Origin of the sequence: Moritella sp. JT01 (genome assembly GCF_001574435.1) — a bacterium.
In the GTDB taxonomy this organism is placed as follows: Bacteria; Pseudomonadota; Gammaproteobacteria; order Enterobacterales; family Moritellaceae; genus Moritella.
The window spans coordinates 24,806-43,067 of record NZ_LOCN01000003.1 but is presented as its reverse complement, the minus strand read 5'-3'; the positions used below and the strand labels follow the sequence as shown (position 1 = coordinate 43,067).

15 protein-coding genes are annotated in these 18,262 nt (G+C 40.1%); 3 read left to right on the top strand and 12 right to left on the bottom strand.

Annotated features, from left to right (window positions below; all coding sequences use genetic code 11):
* Nucleotides 1-46: 46 nt before the first annotated feature.
* The 4 genes from tviB to AKG98_RS02940 form a co-directional block, all read right to left on the bottom strand.
* Nucleotides 47-1,327: a Vi polysaccharide biosynthesis UDP-N-acetylglucosamine C-6 dehydrogenase TviB gene (gene tviB, locus AKG98_RS02955; protein WP_067041170.1), complete on the bottom strand. Its 1,281-nt coding sequence runs from the start codon at nucleotides 1,325-1,327 to the stop codon at nucleotides 47-49.
* Nucleotides 1,328-1,416: 89 nt separating this feature from the next.
* A complete protein-coding gene (locus AKG98_RS02950) occupies nucleotides 1,417-3,618 on the bottom strand; it encodes a polysaccharide biosynthesis tyrosine autokinase (protein WP_228140192.1) in 2,202 nt (733 codons plus the stop codon).
* A 102-nt stretch (nucleotides 3,619-3,720) separates the two neighbouring features.
* Nucleotides 3,721-4,152: a protein tyrosine phosphatase gene (locus AKG98_RS02945; RefSeq protein ID WP_067041168.1), complete on the bottom strand. Its 432-nt coding sequence runs from the start codon at nucleotides 4,150-4,152 to the stop codon at nucleotides 3,721-3,723.
* Entirely contained in the window at nucleotides 4,152-5,288 is a 1,137-nt protein-coding gene (locus tag AKG98_RS02940; protein ID WP_067041165.1) for a polysaccharide export protein, read from the bottom strand. The genes AKG98_RS02945 and AKG98_RS02940 overlap by 1 nt, the downstream gene beginning before the upstream one ends.
* 676 nt (nucleotides 5,289-5,964) lie before the next feature.
* Here AKG98_RS02940 and AKG98_RS02935 point away from each other — a divergent pair.
* Nucleotides 5,965-7,128 (top strand): LPS O-antigen chain length determinant protein WzzB, encoded by a 1,164-nt coding sequence (locus AKG98_RS02935; protein ID WP_067041161.1) that lies wholly within the window; start codon nucleotides 5,965-5,967, stop codon nucleotides 7,126-7,128.
* 97 nt (nucleotides 7,129-7,225) lie between these two features.
* On the opposite strand, the gene AKG98_RS02930 is transcribed toward AKG98_RS02935, so the two are convergent.
* The 4 genes from AKG98_RS02930 to hpt all read right to left on the bottom strand — a co-directional run bounded on the left by AKG98_RS02930 (nucleotide 7,226) and on the right by hpt (nucleotide 10,494).
* Nucleotides 7,226-7,927, bottom strand: coding sequence for a tRNA (guanosine(46)-N(7))-methyltransferase TrmB (locus AKG98_RS02930; RefSeq protein ID WP_067041159.1), 702 nt, complete (start codon nucleotides 7,925-7,927; stop codon nucleotides 7,226-7,228).
* 106 nt (nucleotides 7,928-8,033) lie between these two features.
* Nucleotides 8,034-8,804: an ABC transporter permease gene (locus AKG98_RS02925; protein ID WP_006029926.1), complete on the bottom strand. Its 771-nt coding sequence runs from the start codon at nucleotides 8,802-8,804 to the stop codon at nucleotides 8,034-8,036.
* Complete coding sequence (locus AKG98_RS02920) at nucleotides 8,801-9,760, bottom strand: ABC transporter ATP-binding protein (protein ID WP_067041156.1); 960 nt, start codon at nucleotides 9,758-9,760, stop codon at nucleotides 8,801-8,803. Before AKG98_RS02920 ends, AKG98_RS02925 begins: the two co-directional genes overlap by 4 nt.
* A 200-nt stretch (nucleotides 9,761-9,960) precedes the next feature.
* Nucleotides 9,961-10,494 carry a hypoxanthine phosphoribosyltransferase gene (gene hpt, locus AKG98_RS02915; RefSeq protein ID WP_067041153.1) on the bottom strand — a complete coding sequence of 178 codons (534 nt, stop codon included), beginning with the start codon at nucleotides 10,492-10,494 and terminating at the stop codon, nucleotides 9,961-9,963.
* Between the two features lie 319 nt (nucleotides 10,495-10,813).
* Between hpt and AKG98_RS02910 the strand changes: the two genes are divergently transcribed.
* Complete coding sequence (locus tag AKG98_RS02910) at nucleotides 10,814-11,443, top strand: TetR/AcrR family transcriptional regulator (RefSeq protein WP_067041150.1); 630 nt, start codon at nucleotides 10,814-10,816, stop codon at nucleotides 11,441-11,443.
* Nucleotides 11,444-11,501: 58 nt separating this feature from the next.
* On the opposite strand, the gene AKG98_RS02905 is transcribed toward AKG98_RS02910, so the two are convergent.
* Genes AKG98_RS02905 through AKG98_RS02895 form a run of 3 tightly spaced genes read right to left on the bottom strand, consistent with a single transcriptional unit; the run spans nucleotide 11,502 to nucleotide 14,360 of the window.
* Complete coding sequence (locus AKG98_RS02905) at nucleotides 11,502-12,125, bottom strand: flavin prenyltransferase UbiX (protein WP_198155387.1); 624 nt, start codon at nucleotides 12,123-12,125, stop codon at nucleotides 11,502-11,504.
* 56 nt (nucleotides 12,126-12,181) lie between these two features.
* Nucleotides 12,182-13,651: a UDP-N-acetylmuramate:L-alanyl-gamma-D-glutamyl-meso-diaminopimelate ligase gene (mpl, locus tag AKG98_RS02900; protein WP_067041144.1), complete on the bottom strand. Its 1,470-nt coding sequence runs from the start codon at nucleotides 13,649-13,651 to the stop codon at nucleotides 12,182-12,184.
* A gap of 4 nt (nucleotides 13,652-13,655) precedes the next feature.
* A complete protein-coding gene (locus AKG98_RS02895; protein ID WP_067041141.1) occupies nucleotides 13,656-14,360 on the bottom strand; it encodes an AhpA/YtjB family protein in 705 nt (234 codons plus the stop codon).
* Nucleotides 14,361-14,462: 102 nt separating this feature from the next.
* Here AKG98_RS02895 and serB point away from each other — a divergent pair, with 102 nt between their 5' ends.
* Nucleotides 14,463-15,614, top strand: a complete 1,152-nt coding sequence (gene serB, locus AKG98_RS02890) for a phosphoserine phosphatase SerB (protein WP_067041138.1) — start codon at nucleotides 14,463-14,465, stop codon at nucleotides 15,612-15,614.
* An 83-nt stretch (nucleotides 15,615-15,697) separates the two neighbouring features.
* On the opposite strand, the gene AKG98_RS02885 is transcribed toward serB, so the two are convergent.
* The gene (locus AKG98_RS02885; RefSeq protein WP_067041136.1) at nucleotides 15,698-18,058 is read right to left on the bottom strand and encodes a PilZ domain-containing protein; all 2,361 of its coding nucleotides are present in this window, start codon (nucleotides 18,056-18,058) and stop codon (nucleotides 15,698-15,700) included.
* Nucleotides 18,059-18,262: the final 204 nt, after the last annotated feature.

The window sequence follows — 18,262 nt, the reverse complement described above, 5'->3', positions numbered from 1 at the left end:
GACCTCATTCAGTAAGCGATATATCCATATATCGCTTTATTTTTAATTAAAGGCGGATGTCTGCGACAGCAGTATCGAGAATATATTTTAAGTCATAAATGATTGATTCAGACTTACACAGTGCTTTTAATTCAGTCGTTGGCATGGACTTAAATTCGTCGTGTGCAACAGCCATGATAATACCATCATACTGACTAACAGGTTTCTGTGTTAGTACATCAATACCGTACTCTTTTTTAGCACCTTCTGCGCTTACCCATGGATCATAGATATCAACTTTAATATTGTATTCTTCTAACTCAGTAATAATATCCACTACTTTGGTATTACGTAGGTCAGGACAGTTCTCTTTAAACGTCAAGCCCATGATTAATACACTTGCACCTTCAACGTGAATGCGTTTTTTTAACATAGCCTTAACGAGCTGTGATGCAACATAACGACTCATGCCGTCATTAATTCGGCGACCCGCTAATATTACTTCAGGGTGGTAACCAATCGTTTCAGCTTTATGCGTCAAATAGTACGGATCAACACCGATACAATGCCCACCGACTAAACCTGGACGGAATGGTAAAAAATTCCATTTAGTTCCAGCAGCTTTCAGTACTTCTTCAGTGTCGATATCAAGTTTATTAAAGATAATCGCTAATTCATTGATCAAAGCAATATTCAAATCACGCTGTGTATTTTCAATTACTTTTGCAGCTTCAGCGACTTTAATCGAAGACGCTTTATGTGTTCCAGCAACAATAATTGCACGATAAAGAGAATCAACAAATTCAGCAATTTCAGGTGTAGAACCTGACGTCACTTTCATAATTGTTGTGACTCGGTGCTCTTTATCACCTGGATTGATACGTTCAGGACTATAGCCCGCATAAAAATCTTGGTTAAATACCATTTCAGAGACACGTTCCAATACAGGTATGCATACTTCTTCTGTCGCACCAGGATAAACGGTTGATTCATAAATAACGATATCATCTTTAGATATCACTTTACCTAACATTTCAGAAGCTTTAACTAAAGGCGTTAAATCCGGCTGTTTATGTTCATTAATCGGAGTTGGTACCGTCACGATATAAACATTACACGCTTTCAACTCTTCAACATTCGCTGTGTATGTTAATTTTGTTGATTCGAGAAGTTCTTCTCGCGAACATTCAAGTGTTGCATCATGACCTGTTTGTAATTCGCCAATACGCTTTACGTTAATATCAAAACCAACAGTATTAAACTTTTTACCAAACTCGGCAGCTAATGGAAGACCAACATAACCAAGTCCAATAATACCAATTTTTATTTTCTCTAATGACAACGTCATAACGTTTTCCTGATTTTAAACTTAAATTTTATTTATCGTAAAGCCAGCATGGCATTTATATCGAATACACATATTAACAAACGCTTAAATTATTTATCACTCTCATAGCTATAGTTATAATAACCATACCCATAAGACGCACTTGCCTTTTTCTCAACCGCATTAAGAATGAAGCCTTTCACTTCAATCCCAGCCATTTCAAAGCGATGACGTGCAACTTCAATTTCTTTCACGGTATTTTGACCAAAGCGACCAACCATTAAGGTTGTACCCGCTAATGCACCTACAATGCTTGGGTCTGTTACCGCCAGTACCGGTGGAGTATCAATCAGTACTAAATCATATTCACTTGATGCCCAAGTAATAAAGTCAGCAAAGCGTGGGTGCATTAACAGTTCTGAAGGGTTTGGTGGTATTTGACCACGGGTAATAATGTCTAGGTTTTCAATACCCGATAACTTAATTACGTCTTTCGTGTCTAATTTACCCGACAGCATTTCTGATAAACCCTTGTCCCAGTCAAGATTGAAATGACGTTGTAAATAACCTTTACGCATGTCACCATCGACCAGTAATACTTTTTGTCCTGTTTTGGCAATCACAGCCGCAAAGTTAACCGATACAAACGATTTACCAATACCAGGCGCAGGGCCGGAGATCATAACGACATTATTCTTCGCTTCCATCATGGCAAAGTGCATGCTGGTACGCAGGCCACGTAATGCTTCGATTGATAGATCAGCAGGGTTCGACTCTGCTAACAAAGTTTCATGTAATTCAAAGTTCTTTTTACGCTTATTATGTTTAAGCTTTACGTCCATTTCCGCCTGCCAATCTGACATTGGGATGCTGGCATAAACCGGTAAACCTAACGCTTCAACGTCATCTGGGTTTTCGATGCCTTTATGCAGCGCAGCACGAACAAGTACAACAGCTACAGAAAGCATGCCACCCAATAATGTCGCTAATATTACAATCAATGATTTTTTCGGTTTCACTGCTTTGCTATAAGCCTGGGCTGTATCAAGAATACGTACATTACCGACCGTACCGGCTTTCAAAATTTTCAGCTCTTGTACTTTGTTTAACAACTGAATATATATCTGCTGGTTTACTTCAACATCACGCTTCATGCGTAATACGTCACGCTGGGTTTTTGGTAACTTTTGAACTTGTGCATTCAACTCTTGTTTTTTCGCTAACAAGACTTCACGTTTATCTAATAACGATTTATAAGCCGGATGGTCTTTAGTAAAGCGTTGGCTAATGTCACTTTCTTTAAAGGTTAATTCATTTAACTGCGACTCTAACGCCACCATTACTTTTAACGTTGACTCCGCTTCTAAGCCTAAATCGATTGATTCATTATCTTGGCGGAAACGGTTAAGCCTATCTTCAGCAGCGGTTAACTCGGTTTTAATATTTGGTAAATGACCTTGTAAAAACGCCAAGCTTTTTTCTGCTTCTGCCGAGTTACGTTGTACATTTTGCAAGAAATAATTTTGGCTTACATCATTAAGGATATTTTCGATTAAGACTTTATCTTCGTCGCTGAATGTCAACTGTAAAATACCGGTTTGTTTACCGCGTTCACTTACCGATAAATTCTGTTGTAACCATTGAATTGCATCAAATACCGATCGTTTAACGACTGAAAATTCATCCGACTTTTTACCCACCAAGGCCTGTACAAACAAACGATAATCATTGTTCTGCGCTAATTCACCTACAATACCAGATAACACCTTACGTCCATCACCATTGTATAATGAGTAAGCACCTTTACCAGCATCATCAATAATCAAACTAAATGCAGATCCGGCATAGCTTGGAATTTCAAAACGACTAATCATAATGTCATTCGGTTGGCCACTCATACGAGCCAACCCTTTGCCTATATAAGGCAGGTATTTAGGTGCAGCAAGTGTGGTTAAATTGAGTTTTTCAACTGTTTGGCTTAAGATCATTCTTGATTTAATGATCTCAACTTCGGTAGTCGCAGAAGACTCACTCGAAAATAAGTCCCCCATGTCACCAACAAGAGCAGACATACCACCACTTTTTTGTTCCACTTGGATTAATGCATCGGCTTTATAAACTGGCGTCGCTAACAACGCATAGCTGACACCAAATACAGAAAAAATAAACGTAATCGCGATAATACTCCACCGCGCATCCAGTAATATACCGAATAACTTACCTAAATTGATTTCATCCGCATCACTGCTTTTTATTACTTGCTGTGACTGCTGCGGTTTGTTCGTCTGATTGAGAGTATTGCTGCTCATCATAGTAATCAAATTCCAACTTTAAATTTAAGCGCTAAATAGCTTGCTTAATAAGTAGCTTAAATAGTCATCGTCAGTGCGACATAAATGACTACTTAACGGCTGTTAACCTATCTTTTTAGCCCAAGCGTTTGCCGAGGCTTCAATCAATTTATAAGCATGATCAAACGCTTCTTTGCTCTGACGATATGGATCAGGAATATCTTGTTTTTGTAACCAGTGACTGAATAACATGGTTTTACCACGCGCTTCAGGAGCAATATTGGTAACCGCATTGATATGACTTTGCTCCATCACTAAAATCAAATCAAACTCACGACACAATGCCGATGTAAGTTGACGACCTTGATGACCAGCTAAACTAATACCGTGTTCTTCTGCAACCTGACAAGCCAGTTTATCTGCTGGTTTACCGACAAGCGCACCAACGCCTGCCGATGCAATATTTTTATTCGGCAATAACGACTTAAGCAAATACTCGCCCGATGGTGAGCGACAAATATTACCCACGCACACCACTAAAATATTATTAAACATTACCAAGCTCTCACGTTTTTGATGCCTTCAGTCAGCTGATTAAAACCAGTCACTGTTGGTAGTATCTGACCAATTACACGGTTCCAACGCGTAATCGGAGCCGCAGTCACATAGACAATATCATAAGGTTTTAGTTCAAATTCAGTGCCAATTACCAGCGCTGCGGCATTCGTTATGTCTAATTGATAGATATCTGCAATGATATTGCTGTTAGCACCTGATTCAACACTGCGATTAGCACGCACCACAAAGATACCGGTAGCATCTGCAGCCAATTGATTAATACCACCGACATTACTTAATGCTTCGGTCAGGCTCATGCCTGCACGATCAATTTTCAATAATTTAGGCTCGTTCACTTCACCCATAACAAACACTTTTTGACCATCATTACGTGGCACATGCACAATATCGCCTGGAAGTAACAAACGGTTTTGAGTTAAATCACCGCGTTGCATTAAGGCATGCAAAGACAATGTTTGCTCAATACCTTGACGCGTTAAAGTCACATTACGCCAATCTGCGTCAGCGGCTAAGCCACCAGCGTGGTTGACTGCATCAAGCAATGTTAACGGTACATTGGTAATAAATTGTTGACCCGGTTCGTTCACTTCACCCGTGATGTAGGTTTTTTTAGAACGGAACGCGGCTACGTTAACGTCAACCTGCGGAGTTTCAATGAACTTAGCTAATCTTGTCGTTAAGATGGCGCGAATTTCAACGACCGTTTTACCTGCAACATGCACAAAACCAATATAAGGATAGAAAATAGTACCGTCGGCATGTACCCAGTTACCCGATTCACTCGCGCTGCGGTAAGAGCCTGCTGGAATGGTTAATTCAGGATGGTCCCAAATCGTTACATTTAAAATATCACCAGCACCAATACGGTATTCGTAGGCGGCTACTTTGTCATCTAACTCAGGATTAATCTGCGCACTCAAACGGGGGGCTTTATACATTGCCATTTTGTCTGCTGTTAATGGATATAGATTAACACGCTCTAAAATATCAACCGTTTCTGAACTATCATCATTGGTACTTGCAGATGCATTTAGGTAAGAACCTGGCACAGTGCAACTGGCTAAAATGACAGGAAAAACAATAGCTAACAGTAATTTTTTATAATGCTTCATATGATCCAATTTTTGTTTTTAAATAAAGCGGGGTTATACTGCAATGATGGAAAAAAAACACGCTACCGCCCTAGGGTTGCAGTACCCCAAGACTGATAATTCACTAAATTATACATTGTTATAAAATATTTATACTCAGTAATAAAGCGATTCGTTATCTTTATTACTCTTCTACAGCCCTTCAAAACGGAGGGCAATACTCGCATATTCCTTTATTTTGGGCAAGTAATTAAATTACTCCCTAATAGATAACTAAATGTCATTAAATATAATCAAAATTATTTGATAGTGATAGCTAAAACGTGACCGACATAGCAATATTGAGCTAATAATCATGACTAAGCATTAATTTAAAATCATTCTTCAGCCATATATACTTACAATTTAAAACAACTACTAAAGTGAAAGGCTCCGCATATTATATCAAATGAAAAACAATAGTTATGTAAATAGATGTAAGCGCATTATTATACATTAATTATTTTATCGTTGATCGATTTAACACGTAAAAAGTTACGGTGTATTACATTATAAGCGGCTTAAACCTTTTCTCCATTTAAAGGGCCCTTTCATTCCCTACTTAATTGCAGTAAAATACCCGCTGAATTTATCAGATTAACACGTTATCTTGCCATTTAAGTGATGATAACTCTTTTAACGTTACCTCGAGAGCTAAATGATCAATCAACCTCAACAACATAGCAGTCATGATAATAACGATGAAATAGATCTTTTTGCGCTATTTTCCACTCTATGGCAAGAAAAACTGAAGATAATCTCAATTACACTCGTATTTATGCTGTTTTCTCTAGTTTATGCATTAAACGCGACTGAAATATGGTCGGTTAGCGTAACGGTTGATACCCCGACGCCACAACAAGTTAAGCAATATAACTTCACCCGAGAATTGATTAACGAGGGTATTAGAACATTAAATAAAAATATCGATGCAGCACGTGAAGCAAAAACTAGTGATCAAGTAATCAATATTGATAACAGCAAAAACTACAATCAATTGCCCAGTATTGAAGCGTTACATTATCTATATGTTAAAGAAGCGCGGATGACAACGAACCAAGTTAAATTTTTTAAAGCCCAACCACTATTTAAAGCTGTTGTTGCCGAAAATCAATTTAATCAAGTAGAACAAAATAATTATGCGTATGAATGGGTTGCTCAAAACATATCCTTTACAGCAGAAGATATCAAGAAAGTAAATTTTAATAACAACATCGGTACTAACATTACTATCAGCGCAATTAAACCCGAAGATGCATTAGTACTGAACCAATCTTATCTTGACTTTATTAATGATATTATGATGGAACGCCTTCGAGATCTGATATCCACTGAATTATCTTTCGGCTTGCAACAAATGGTTAATTTTAACGACAATATAAGCGACAGTGAGAAAATCCAACTTGAAGAAAAAATAAACGACATTGAAATAAATATTAAAATCGCAAAAAGGGCGAATATTAAAAACTTTGTGACTCAAAATATTTCGCTCGAATCAGCACCAGATTATACTAAAGGTTATGAAATATTATCGGCAGAAAAATTTGTTTTAAGTCAACAACTGGCTAATCATGAAAACAATGCAGTGGTAAATAGTAATGCCCTATTAATAGAAAAATGGCTTAATTATGATAAGACAATGCAACTCGATAATTTTAATTTCTATCGCTTTACAGATGAGCCTAAGTTACCAAAAACACGTGATAAGCCAAAACGTGCGCTTATTCTAGTATTAGGTACACTACTTGGCTTGATGCTGGGTGTTGCATATGTATTAATTATGAGTGTTATACGCAATCATAACAAAACTAAAGAAGCTTAATTCCTTTCTGTTATGCATTTAAGATCAAAAAGCCTAATGGGGTCACTTCAGAGATATTAGGCTTTTTGATCTTACTGATTAAAAATAATTTTAAACGTTATAACTTAGCGATTAACTGCCAAGACGTTTGGCCACTCGCCCAATACTTACGCTCAAATGGTGTGGTTGCTTCTAATGCTTTGTACGTCTGTAATTCACTTTTTACATTCGCCAGTGATAAAGCATGCTGAAATTCTTGTAAATATAATTGCCAGTTGCTACGCAGCTCTAATTCACCACCTAACGCTAAGATTGACGGGAATACCGCAGCACCATGCCAACGTCGTTGTAAATGTTTGGCTTTTGGCCATGGATTTGGGTACAAGATATAGTGTTTATGTAACTGCCAACCTGCATCCACGGCTAAACGCCACAGATCGTTTAAATCAACCTGAAATAAGTGATATACCTGCCCATCGATTTGATGGGCATGACGGTGCTGTTCGTTACGGTCTAAACGGTCGGCTGACTTGTCCATACCAAATACCAAACAGTCAGGGTGCAACTGCGCGATCTTCGCGGTGCTTTCACCTACACCACAGCAAGAATCAAAAATAATCGGACGTGGATCTGCGGCTACAATCGCTTGCATCTGCTCAAACGCGTCAACGGTATGCTGACGGTATGGCTTACGGAATTTGTGCTTAAGGTGTTTTAATACAACTTCATCTAGGTGCTCGTTTAAGCCCGTTTGGTTAGTTGTTATCTCTCGAGAGTTACCCATCGAATCGTCTTGTGTTGTTTGCTGCTGAGTATTCATTTGTTTTACCGATTTTTTAATATTAAGTGATAATTCCTCTTAGTCTCCCCCCCTTCTTATCTATGAATAAAAACAAGAGGGAGGAACTAAGAGCAAGTCTTCTTCATTAACTTCTTAAACCCACTCCTTTACTGATCAAGCGATATACCAATGCATAAAGCACGGCAATAAAACCAATGATGACCGTAAATGAATAGAATAATGGAATGTTTTCGATGCCTAAAAAACCATTACGGAATGCGCTGACCATATAAATGATCGGATTGGCGTGTGAAATAGTTTCCCATACTGGTGGTAACAGTGACGTTGAATAAAACACCCCACCTAAATAGGTTAATGGCGTTAATACAAACGTAGGGATAATCGAAATATCGTCAAAGCTTTTAGCAAAGATAGCATTTAACAACCCAGCTAACGAAAACAAAATAGAGGTGAGCAATAACGTAGTCACGATCACTAATATGCTGTGTATTTGTAATGGTACAAAGAACAGCGACACACAAGTCACAATAAAGCCAACGAGTAAACCACGCGTAACACCGCCACCGACATAACCGGCGATAATGATATAAGTGGGTACCGGTGAGACTAATAACTCTTCAATATTGCCTTGAAACTTGGCGCTGTAAAACGACGACGCCACATTAGAATAAGAGTTGGTGATCACCGACATCATGATCAAGCCTGGAACAATAAACGCCATGTAGCTAAACCCTTCCATCTGGCCGACACGAGAGCCAATCAGGTTACCGAAGATGACAAAGTATAACGACATGGTAATTGCTGGCGGTACTAAGGTTTGCACCCAAATACGCGTAAAGCGGGTGATCTCTTTATTCAGAATACTGTTAAACGCGATTAAATAATTTTGTTTCATTTTGTTAACCCATTTAAGTCTTTGTTACGCCCCTGCTCGACTATGTTCATGAATAACGCTTCGAGACGATTTTCTTTATTACGAATACCTTGAACTTGGATGTTCATTGTCGCCAATTGCGCGAATAACGAATTTAACCCGCGATTTTTAGCCACATCGACCTCTAAGGTATGATCATCCAATAATCGACAGCTGTAGCCGTCTAATTCAGGCTTGATTAATTGGCTGTTTATATCAAGCTGGCTCTTTATATCAAGTAAGTAGGACTCACTATTTAATTGCGATAACAGGTTTTTCATTGAGGTATTCTCAATCAACAAGCCTTTATCAATAATACCGATATTACGGCACAGCATTTCTGCTTCTTCTAAATAATGGGTGGTCAAAATAATAGTAATACCCTGCTCATTCTTACGCTGCAAGAATTCCCACATGGTACGACGTAATTCAATATCAACACCGGCCGTTGGTTCATCTAAAATAAGCAGTTCTGGATCATGCACTAATGCACGCGCGATCATTAATCGACGTTTCATACCACCAGATAAATTACGCGCCGCTTCATGGCGTTTGTCCCATAATTCCAGTTGTTTTAGTAGTGCTTCACAACGCACTAACGCTTCTTTACGCGGTACACCATAATAACCCGCTTGATTGACAATAATATTTTCAACCTTTTCAAACGGGTTAAAATTAAATTCTTGTGGTACTAAACCGATCTTACTCTTGGCCGCTTCAAGATCAGTATCAATATCAAAACCGAAGATCTTAACTTGTCCGGCGGTTTTATTTACCAGTGAGCTCATCACGCCGATAGTCGTTGACTTACCCGCACCGTTAGGCCCTAACAGCGCATAAAAATCACCTTTGGCTACGGTAAGATTTATATTTTTTACCGCTTGAACTCCGCCAGAATACGTCTTCTGGAGCCCTTTTATTTCAAGTGCTAACGTCATGAGATGAACAAACCTAGTGAAGAATGGGAGATGAATTATACTGGAATAGCGTAGAAATGCGAGGGTGGAGTAGAGACTAACTATAGGACCAAAGACTAAAACCGAAAGTCTAACAAGGTAATTATAAAAGCGAGTCGTTTAAAATAAGATCAGCGATTGCGGCTGAACGGCTTAAACGACTCGAACAGATTAAGTAAAAATTAACCTTCTAACGGTACCACTTTACCTACGTAAGGTAGGTTACGGTATTTCTGACCGTAATCGATACCATAACCAACCACGAATTCGTCTGGGATCTCAAAACCAACCCAATCAACCGGTACATTAACTTCACGACGAGACGGCTTGTCTAATAGTGTCGTAATGGTGATTGATTTAGGATCACGCAATTCTAACATCGTTTTGATTTTGCTCAGTGTGAAACCAGTATCAATGATGTCTTCAACGATAAGTACATCTTTACCTTTAATGTCGCTATCTAAGTCTTTTAAGATACGGACATCACGGTTACTTTCCATTGAATTACCGTAGCTTGATGCTGTCATAAAGTCTAACTCAATCGGTAAACTAATATGACGACACAGATCTGACATATAAATAACCGAACCACGTAATAAGCAAACGATGATTAGCGTTTCAGTATCTTTATAATGCGTTTCGATTTGTGCCGCTAATTCTTTTACTTTTGCTTGCACGTCAGCTTCAGTGATCATCACTTCAACAGTGTGTTTCATGGTAATTTCTCCAAACGATCCCAGTACCAACCAGCAAATAACCGATAAATACCGTTCTCTAAAAATGTATGTCTAAAATATACAACTTCAAAAATAACTATTTTCAACGTTGATATCTAAAAATTGCGCACAGTTTAACAGCCTAATGGCAATAGTCGAAATAGTTTCATTAAAAACCACTGAGATTGTAATCGTTAAATACGAGTTATTATCACTTAGAAACGAGATTAGTTTCACTTCACGGTTGAACTCGGTACAGGCCTAATGATAACCTTAACAATAAATTAACATTTTAAATTATTCTACTTGGATGCAACATATGGAAATGCCTGCAGTAATCAGACGGCGCACCCGTCTCTCTCCCGAAGCCCGTCGCGAACAATTAATGCAGTGTGCGATTGAAGTATTCTCTAAACGCGGTCTTGGCCGTGCTGGCCACGCAGAAATCGCAGAGTTAGCACAGGTGTCCGTTGCCACTGTATTTAACTATTTCAGTAGCAGAGAACAACTGGTAGACAGTGTATTAATACAAATCGAAGACTTCTTTAGCCACATGGTAAGTAAGAACTTTATTGACCTTGCAGGGCAACCAAGTAAAAGCGCGCATCAAGCCATTCATGACTATTTAGCCGATTTTGTTGACGCCGCCATCAATAATCCACAATTCACTTACATTTGGTTAGAATGGAGTTCCTCTATTCGAGAAGATACTTGGCCGCGTTATCTGGCGCTACTCGATAACAACATCGCAATTATCAGCAACAAGATAGAACCTGCTATCGCATCGGGTGAAATAAATACCTATTTAACCACCACTGAATTTGCCCGTAGTCTATCCAACCAAGGTTATATGATCTTGCAATTAGTGAATCAACCTCAAGCAATGGATAAAAAAAGTATTATTGAGTTTTTAGAAAAGTATGTAACGTCTGCATTAGCGAAAGCTTAACGCTAGCACGGATTCGCCCCTCCCCTTACAGTCAAGGGAGGGGATCGATATCTAACGCTTAACGGCCCCAACCTGCATAAATAGATTGGTCAACATCTAAGTGGTCAAGAATACGAGCGACCATTAAATCAATTAAATCATCAAGGGTTTTCGGTTTTCGGTAAAAACCCGGTGCAGCAGGCATGATGGTTACCCCTAAGCGAGACAACTTCAGCATGTTTTCTAAATGGATCGGTGATAATGGCGTTTCACGAGGGATCAATACCAGTTGACCACGCTCTTTTAATACCACATCAGCAGCACGGTGTAATAAGTTAGTCGACATGCCTTGCGCCACCGCAGCAACGGTCCCCATACTACACGGACAAATAACCATTTGTTTTGGTGCACCCGAACCCGAGGCAACTGGCGAGAACCAATCTTTACTGCTTGGCACGAATAACTGCCCTGCTTTTGCTTGATATTTATCGGTTAAAAACAGCTGTAGTGCTTTATTGTCTGCTGGCCATATTTCATCAGTTTCGGTTGCCATTACCACTTTAGCTGCATCCGACATCAGCAAATGTACTTGCACATCCGCCGCTAATAATAATTCCAATAAACGTACCGCATATTGTGAGCCTGACGCACCACTAATCCCTAAGGTAATACGTTTGCTAAATTCAGCCGTTTTAGTTTGCATGATAGTCATCGCCCTTCTTCATATATTTCATCATTTTCTAGTGATCATTTGTCTAATTATGATTTCATTTCTAATTTAGCTAACAATTTATCATGAATACCCGCAAAGCCACCATTACTCATAATTAGTACATGGCAAGGACCTGCCTGTGCTTTCGCCCGCGTCGTAATCTCAGTGATCAAACCATCAATGTGCTGATGAATAGCGGCTTTATGACGATTATCTATACCTGATTCATTTATCGCACCCGAACCATTAGTCACACATAGCTCATCAGCAACCGGTTGTAGATTCCAATCTAAACCTTCGGGTTGATATAACAACACATCATCTGCCTGCATTAATGATTGCGCTAATGCTTGTTGATGCGTGCCCATGCGCATGGTGTTTGAGCGTGGTTCTAATACGGCAATGATACGTTCACTACCGACAGCGGCGCGTAATCCAGCTAATGTCGTGGCGATCGCCGTGGGGTGGTGTGCAAAGTCATCATAAACGCGGATACCCTGCACTTCACCTTTGACCTCCATACGTCGCTTCGGGGTTTTAAACGCCCCTAATCCTGCTATGGCTTGGTTTAACTCTACGCCCGCATAATGCGCTGCTGCGATTGCCATCATGCCGTTTTGTAAATTATGATCGCCAATTAAATCCCACGTCACCACACCCGCTAACTCACCTTTGCAGTAAACTTCAAATTGGCTGGCATCGTCACGTAATTTCTTCGCTTGCCAGTGGCTGCCGCCTTCAGCGCCTAATGCTTTATTTTCAGGACCCTGAGTTTTATTCTCTAAACATAAAGACTGCACTGGCGTCCAGCAACCCTGTTGTATCACGTCATCCAATGCCGGTACATCCTCTGGCATTAAGATCAGGCCATTACTGGGGACGGTTCTGACTACGTGATGAAATTGACGTTGGATCGCCGCTAAGTCAGGAAAAATATCGGCATGGTCATATTCAAGGTTATTCATGATCAGGGTATTGGGTTGGTAATGGACAAACTTAGAACGCTTATCGAAAAAGGCCGTATCATACTCATCCGCTTCGATGACAAAGAAATAACCACAGCCTAAGCGTGCCGATTCAGTGAAGTTCTGGGGTACGCCGCCAATTAAAAAACCCGGTTCTAATCCCGCATATTCTAAGATCCATGCAATCATAGCCGCAGTCGTGGTTTTACCATGGGTACCCGAAGCCGCAATCACATAACGGTGTTGTAATAAATGTTCAGATAGCCACTGTGGTCCAGAAGTATAAGCGAGTTTCCGGTCTAACATGTATTCTATACAAGGATTTCCACGTGACATGGCATTACCTACAATCACCATGTCTGGCGCTGGATCAAGCTGGCTCGGCTCATAACCGTCGATAAGTTCGATACCTTGCTCTTCTAATTGGGTGCTCATTGGCGGGTAAACATTGGCATCAGAACCCGTCACTTTATAACCTAGCTGTTTAGCCAGTACTGCAATGCCACCCATAAACGTGCCACAAATACCCAGAATATGTATATGTTTAGACATTTTATTACCCTTTTGAACGAAACTTATGATGAACGCGGTTGATCGTCACACCGATAATGACACCAAACAGCAATAACAACAGAAACAAGATTAAAATAGACTTAGTGGCGTCAAACTGGAAAATAGTGAAGGTTTTAAGCATTTGTTGATAACTAAAATGCAACTGTAAAAAACCCACAGGTTTGTTGTCTGCCAATATCGGTTTGAGATAAACACGCACCCCCTTGGGTGCTGCATATTGTTTTTTAGCCAATAATTCTGCCATATAGTCTTCTTGAGAAGAACTTAATAACTTACCATCTTCAGCAAAAATATGCAGGCTAGTGACATACTGATTTTCGCTGACTTCATCCACCAGCTGTTGGAGCTGTTTTTTACTGTTAATGCTGGTATTACGATCGGTCGACTCACGTGCGACAATCAAGTTAGCCGCCATTTTGGTCGGATAATCCAATAATGAATGCACCAACATATCAACCTGGTGATAACGAGAGGCCGTGACATTGTCATATAACGAGATCGCTATAAAAATGAAGAATGAACTAAGACTTAACGCAATCAATAATGAAGTTTGACGCTTTAAGAACTTATTACGGCCATTAGATTTACCATCTTGATTATACTTGGTCGTCTGGTTCGTCGCTAAATGTGGTTCATGCGGAACCAGCTCTGTATTTACAGGATTGTCATTATTCTTGCCTTTAACCACAACGAGCTCCTTTCTGAATACCGTAATTACGAATCGCAATTTTAAGTCGAATACGTTATCTTTGCTAGCAGTAACCTATCGATTACAAGGATTAGTAGCAAAATGACTCAACTCGCTGAGACTTTATTTAGTAATACTCCGCCAATAGCATGGCCACAATTGTTAACCTTGCAAAGCACTGAAATAAAACATGTCACTTATTGTCAGGGTCAATTTAATATTTCGGCGCAAGAACTGCCAATAAATAGCCGAAATAGTAGTGATAACAGTAGTTACTATTATCTCACTTTAATCGCGCCATGTATAACAAGTGACGCGCTGCTCAACCTACTGTCAGCATTGAGTCAACTGCAGCTGTCAATGCAAGGTGCAGGTGATATTACCCTATATCCACCAGCGAACTATGCATTAAACCATAACGCATTAACCGACAAGCAAGCCCAATGCGCAACAACAGCCAATCAAGGTGACATTATTGTTTTAGGCTTTACCACGTTATCAGATGAACTACAGCAGCAATTTAAAGATACGTTAGCAAGCTGGGGTAATGATTACCATGTTGATTATGCATTAAGCCAAACACTACCGAGTTTAAAGCAACCGGGGGTGGTATTAATGGATATGGATTCAACGACCATTCAAATTGAATGTATTGATGAAATAGCTAAACTGGCAGGCGTCGGTGAACAAGTCGCAGCGGTAACAGCGAGCGCCATGAATGGTGAATTAGATTTTTCTGAAAGCCTACGTTCGCGCGTGGCGACGCTAACCAACTGCCCAGAAAGCGTATTAACCCAAGTTGCCGATGCCATGCCACTAATGCCCGGTTTAGAGTTATTGATTGCCACCTTGCACCAAGCAAACTGGAAAGTAGCGATCGCGTCAGGCGGGTTTACTTACTTTGCTAAGCGTCTACAAGATGATTTAGGGTTTGATGCTGTTTATGCCAATGAACTCGAAATCGTCGATGGTATCTTAACGGGTCAGGTTATTGGCGATATTGTTGATGCGCAGGTGAAAGCCGATACCCTGCAAGCACTCGCACAGGAATATCAAATTGCCCCGCAGCAAACAGTCGCGATTGGTGATGGCGCTAATGATTTAATCATGTTGAAAAGTGCGGCACTCGGTGTGGCCATTCATGCTAAACCGATTGTCCAACAGCAAGCGCAAGTGGCATTAAATCATCATGATCTAGAAGGGCTAGTCGGACTGCTACAGGCCGCGAGCTGTGTGGACGCAAGCTGGTCGTAACCTAATTTAAAATGAATAGAGTCCACGTGAGCGGTTGTTTACGTGGACTCTATTAATCAATAGACTCAATAGATCAACGCTAACTAACGCATACGGCGTAAACCGAGTCGATACAACAACTCATCAGACACATCAATCAGATCCACCACTCCGCGTACACTCCATAATTCGTCTTCAAGCTTTTGTGCTCTGTGTATCGCATAATGGCTAACGTAGTTAAGTTCTTTTTCAATGTACTCCATATCCGGCCGCCCAGTACGAGACAGCATCACTTGGATCGCAAAGAAAACGCCTTTTTGTAAACTATGGGTAATGAACTGGCGGCGTTCATGCTCATCACTAAAATCTTTTTCAAATCGCGTTGTGACTACCGAATCACTGGCTGCAATCGAAATATAAAGCACCTGCTGCCAAGGGCGATAAGTGGGTTCTAACCCGGCTAATGCATCATCGAAAACCTGTTTAATATTATTATCTGATAACAGAGGGTACAGATTATAGCGGGATTCAGCTTGCCCAAAATATTCAAACAGCGGTGCTAAACTATTTTCGTTCGGGCTAATGCCTATCCTGTCCATCTGGTAACTCGTGTTTACCTTATGAATATACAAGGGCATAGTCGCTAAATGCTGGCAATACATATTCCGTAGTACCGCGGTGACACCCGGTGATTGCGTTGGCTCTGGAGTACTTTTTAACTTGTCTTTATTACTACTGATCAACAAACTAAAGAATTTACAGCCAATGTGCGCCTCTTTATCACCGACGATCTGCAAGTGTAGAATTGTTTTCGCTTTATTACAGCCAACAACACTGTAAGGTAAATTGGCGAGCGCTATTTTCTTCGACAGTTTTTGTAACATCGGCAGTTCAAGGTAAACGCGATGACCGATCTGTACATCCAACGGCGATTCTAATTCGATCTGTAATCCTTCCGTCGAAAAATCATTACTCCAACCTTTGATACTACGTTCGGTATGACTCACGACAATCGCCGTTTTGTAACTGAATCGGGCTTCTTTACGTAATTGTACAAACTTAAACTGGGCTAATATCGCGCGTTGATCCGCAGCCGGTAAACGATATTGATGCAACTGGTTAAAGTCACTGCCGTGCTGCGCATACGCTTTATAATCATTCAGAATATTTTCATTGGTAATGTCTTGCAGTAATCCCACCCAACGAATATCTTGTAATGCCGTGAGCGCTGTCGACCCTATCGGCTGTTGGTGACTTTCAGCTTCCAGTAAATGTTTATTTTCATCAAACACTGACGGGTATAATGAAAATTTAAATGCCCTGAAATTAGGACGTTGACAAGCAAAAGACAAAAATAAGGCCTTCAAACCTGACTTAGCCAAACTAATCGCGTCGGCGGCGTAAAAGTACAATCGCCCATTCTGCGTATAATAAAAACTGTAAATGGTCGTTTCAATACTTTTCTTGGTCTGTAGTAACCCTTGCATCCAAGGTGTCTGCCAACATGCTTCAAGCTGACTTTTAGATTCTTCATTGATCCAATAATCGTATACACCACGATTATTTTCATTCAACAACAAATGACTCAATACAGGCTGTTCATCACCCGAGATATACAAGGGTAAGCCTGACATTCGTGGTAAAAAGAACTGTTCATACCCTTTTACAACGACATTCTCTTCTTGATAACGGACGTTAACTTTGTATTTACTTTTATTTTGCGCGATCAATTTACTGATAAAGGTATCTAATTCATTATTCTCGTCAATCCGCATTAAACGTAAATAATCAAACTTCTCTTCTTCATCGATGCCCATGAGTTTATAAGTAAAAAAATCACGTAATAAATGGTTCGCATATTCTTGGCGTAAGCTCGAAAAGTTCACATTCACTACGCTGCCGATCACAATGCCGTGACTTTTATTCACTTTGACTTTAATGCCACTGGTGGATAAATCGGAGGTCATGGCATCAATAACACGGTCGCCAAACCGCATTTTTATCGCAGAACTGTAGTGCATACGCTCTTCGTTACGCACAAAATATGACGCATACTGAATCGGTTCGACTGCAAATTTAGCTGCGGGTTCAACCGTTATCACATTGCGCTCATTCACCGGTTTACTGCGTTCACGTTGATGAAAAGCCAATACTTCTTCATAGATACCCAGCGTATAATTACCTTGGTGCTGGGCTAATAATGTTTCTAAAAGCTTAATTTCGACTGGATTAATGTGATGTAAAATATCATCATACTCATACGCTACCGCGCCACTATCACCGCGTTGACGAAAATCGAGGATCCGCCGAGTCAGCGCAGAAAGGCGATTGACCTCCATCTTGATCAAAAAACGTTTACTGTTCGTTTCACCTTCAGTCAACTGTGCGAACAAAAGACTAAAATCAGGTTCATGATACAAGGTCGTTAATTTTTTAATTACGTCGGCGTAATGAGATAATTCCATGCTGGCGATCACTGCTTAAATAGGAAAATGAATACAACTATTACGGCTAGACACTTACGACTAAAATAAGCGACGGTCAAATGCATCGGTAAGGGATGACATAGAAAACACGACCATCGTTATTTACAGGGAAAAGTCTGCTCGTTACTACTGAGTACACGTACAAAGCGTCAAGTAATAGATAATAACGAGAAACAAGCAAAA

Bases quoted from the DNA above. Each gene is read 5' to 3' on its own strand.
- tviB (WP_067041170.1), bottom strand. From the start codon at position 1,327: ATGACGTTGTCATTAGAGAAAATAAAAATTGGTATTATTGGACTTGGT.
- AKG98_RS02950 (WP_228140192.1), bottom strand. From the start codon at position 3,618: ATGATGAGCAGCAATACTCTCAATCAGACGAACAAACCGCAGCAGTCA.
- AKG98_RS02945 (WP_067041168.1), bottom strand. From the start codon at position 4,152: ATGTTTAATAATATTTTAGTGGTGTGCGTGGGTAATATTTGTCGCTCA.
- AKG98_RS02940 (WP_067041165.1), bottom strand. From the start codon at position 5,288: ATGAAGCATTATAAAAAATTACTGTTAGCTATTGTTTTTCCTGTCATT.
- AKG98_RS02935 (WP_067041161.1), top strand. From the start codon at position 5,965: ATGATCAATCAACCTCAACAACATAGCAGTCATGATAATAACGATGAA.
- AKG98_RS02930 (WP_067041159.1), bottom strand. From the start codon at position 7,927: ATGAATACTCAGCAGCAAACAACACAAGACGATTCGATGGGTAACTCT.
- AKG98_RS02925 (WP_006029926.1), bottom strand. From the start codon at position 8,804: ATGAAACAAAATTATTTAATCGCGTTTAACAGTATTCTGAATAAAGAG.
- AKG98_RS02920 (WP_067041156.1), bottom strand. From the start codon at position 9,760: ATGACGTTAGCACTTGAAATAAAAGGGCTCCAGAAGACGTATTCTGGC.
- hpt (WP_067041153.1), bottom strand. From the start codon at position 10,494: ATGAAACACACTGTTGAAGTGATGATCACTGAAGCTGACGTGCAAGCA.
- AKG98_RS02910 (WP_067041150.1), top strand. From the start codon at position 10,814: ATGGAAATGCCTGCAGTAATCAGACGGCGCACCCGTCTCTCTCCCGAA.
- AKG98_RS02905 (WP_198155387.1), bottom strand. From the start codon at position 12,125: ATGCAAACTAAAACGGCTGAATTTAGCAAACGTATTACCTTAGGGATT.
- mpl (WP_067041144.1), bottom strand. From the start codon at position 13,651: ATGTCTAAACATATACATATTCTGGGTATTTGTGGCACGTTTATGGGT.
- serB (WP_067041138.1), top strand. From the start codon at position 14,463: ATGACTCAACTCGCTGAGACTTTATTTAGTAATACTCCGCCAATAGCA.
- AKG98_RS02885 (WP_067041136.1), bottom strand. From the start codon at position 18,058: ATGGAATTATCTCATTACGCCGACGTAATTAAAAAATTAACGACCTTG.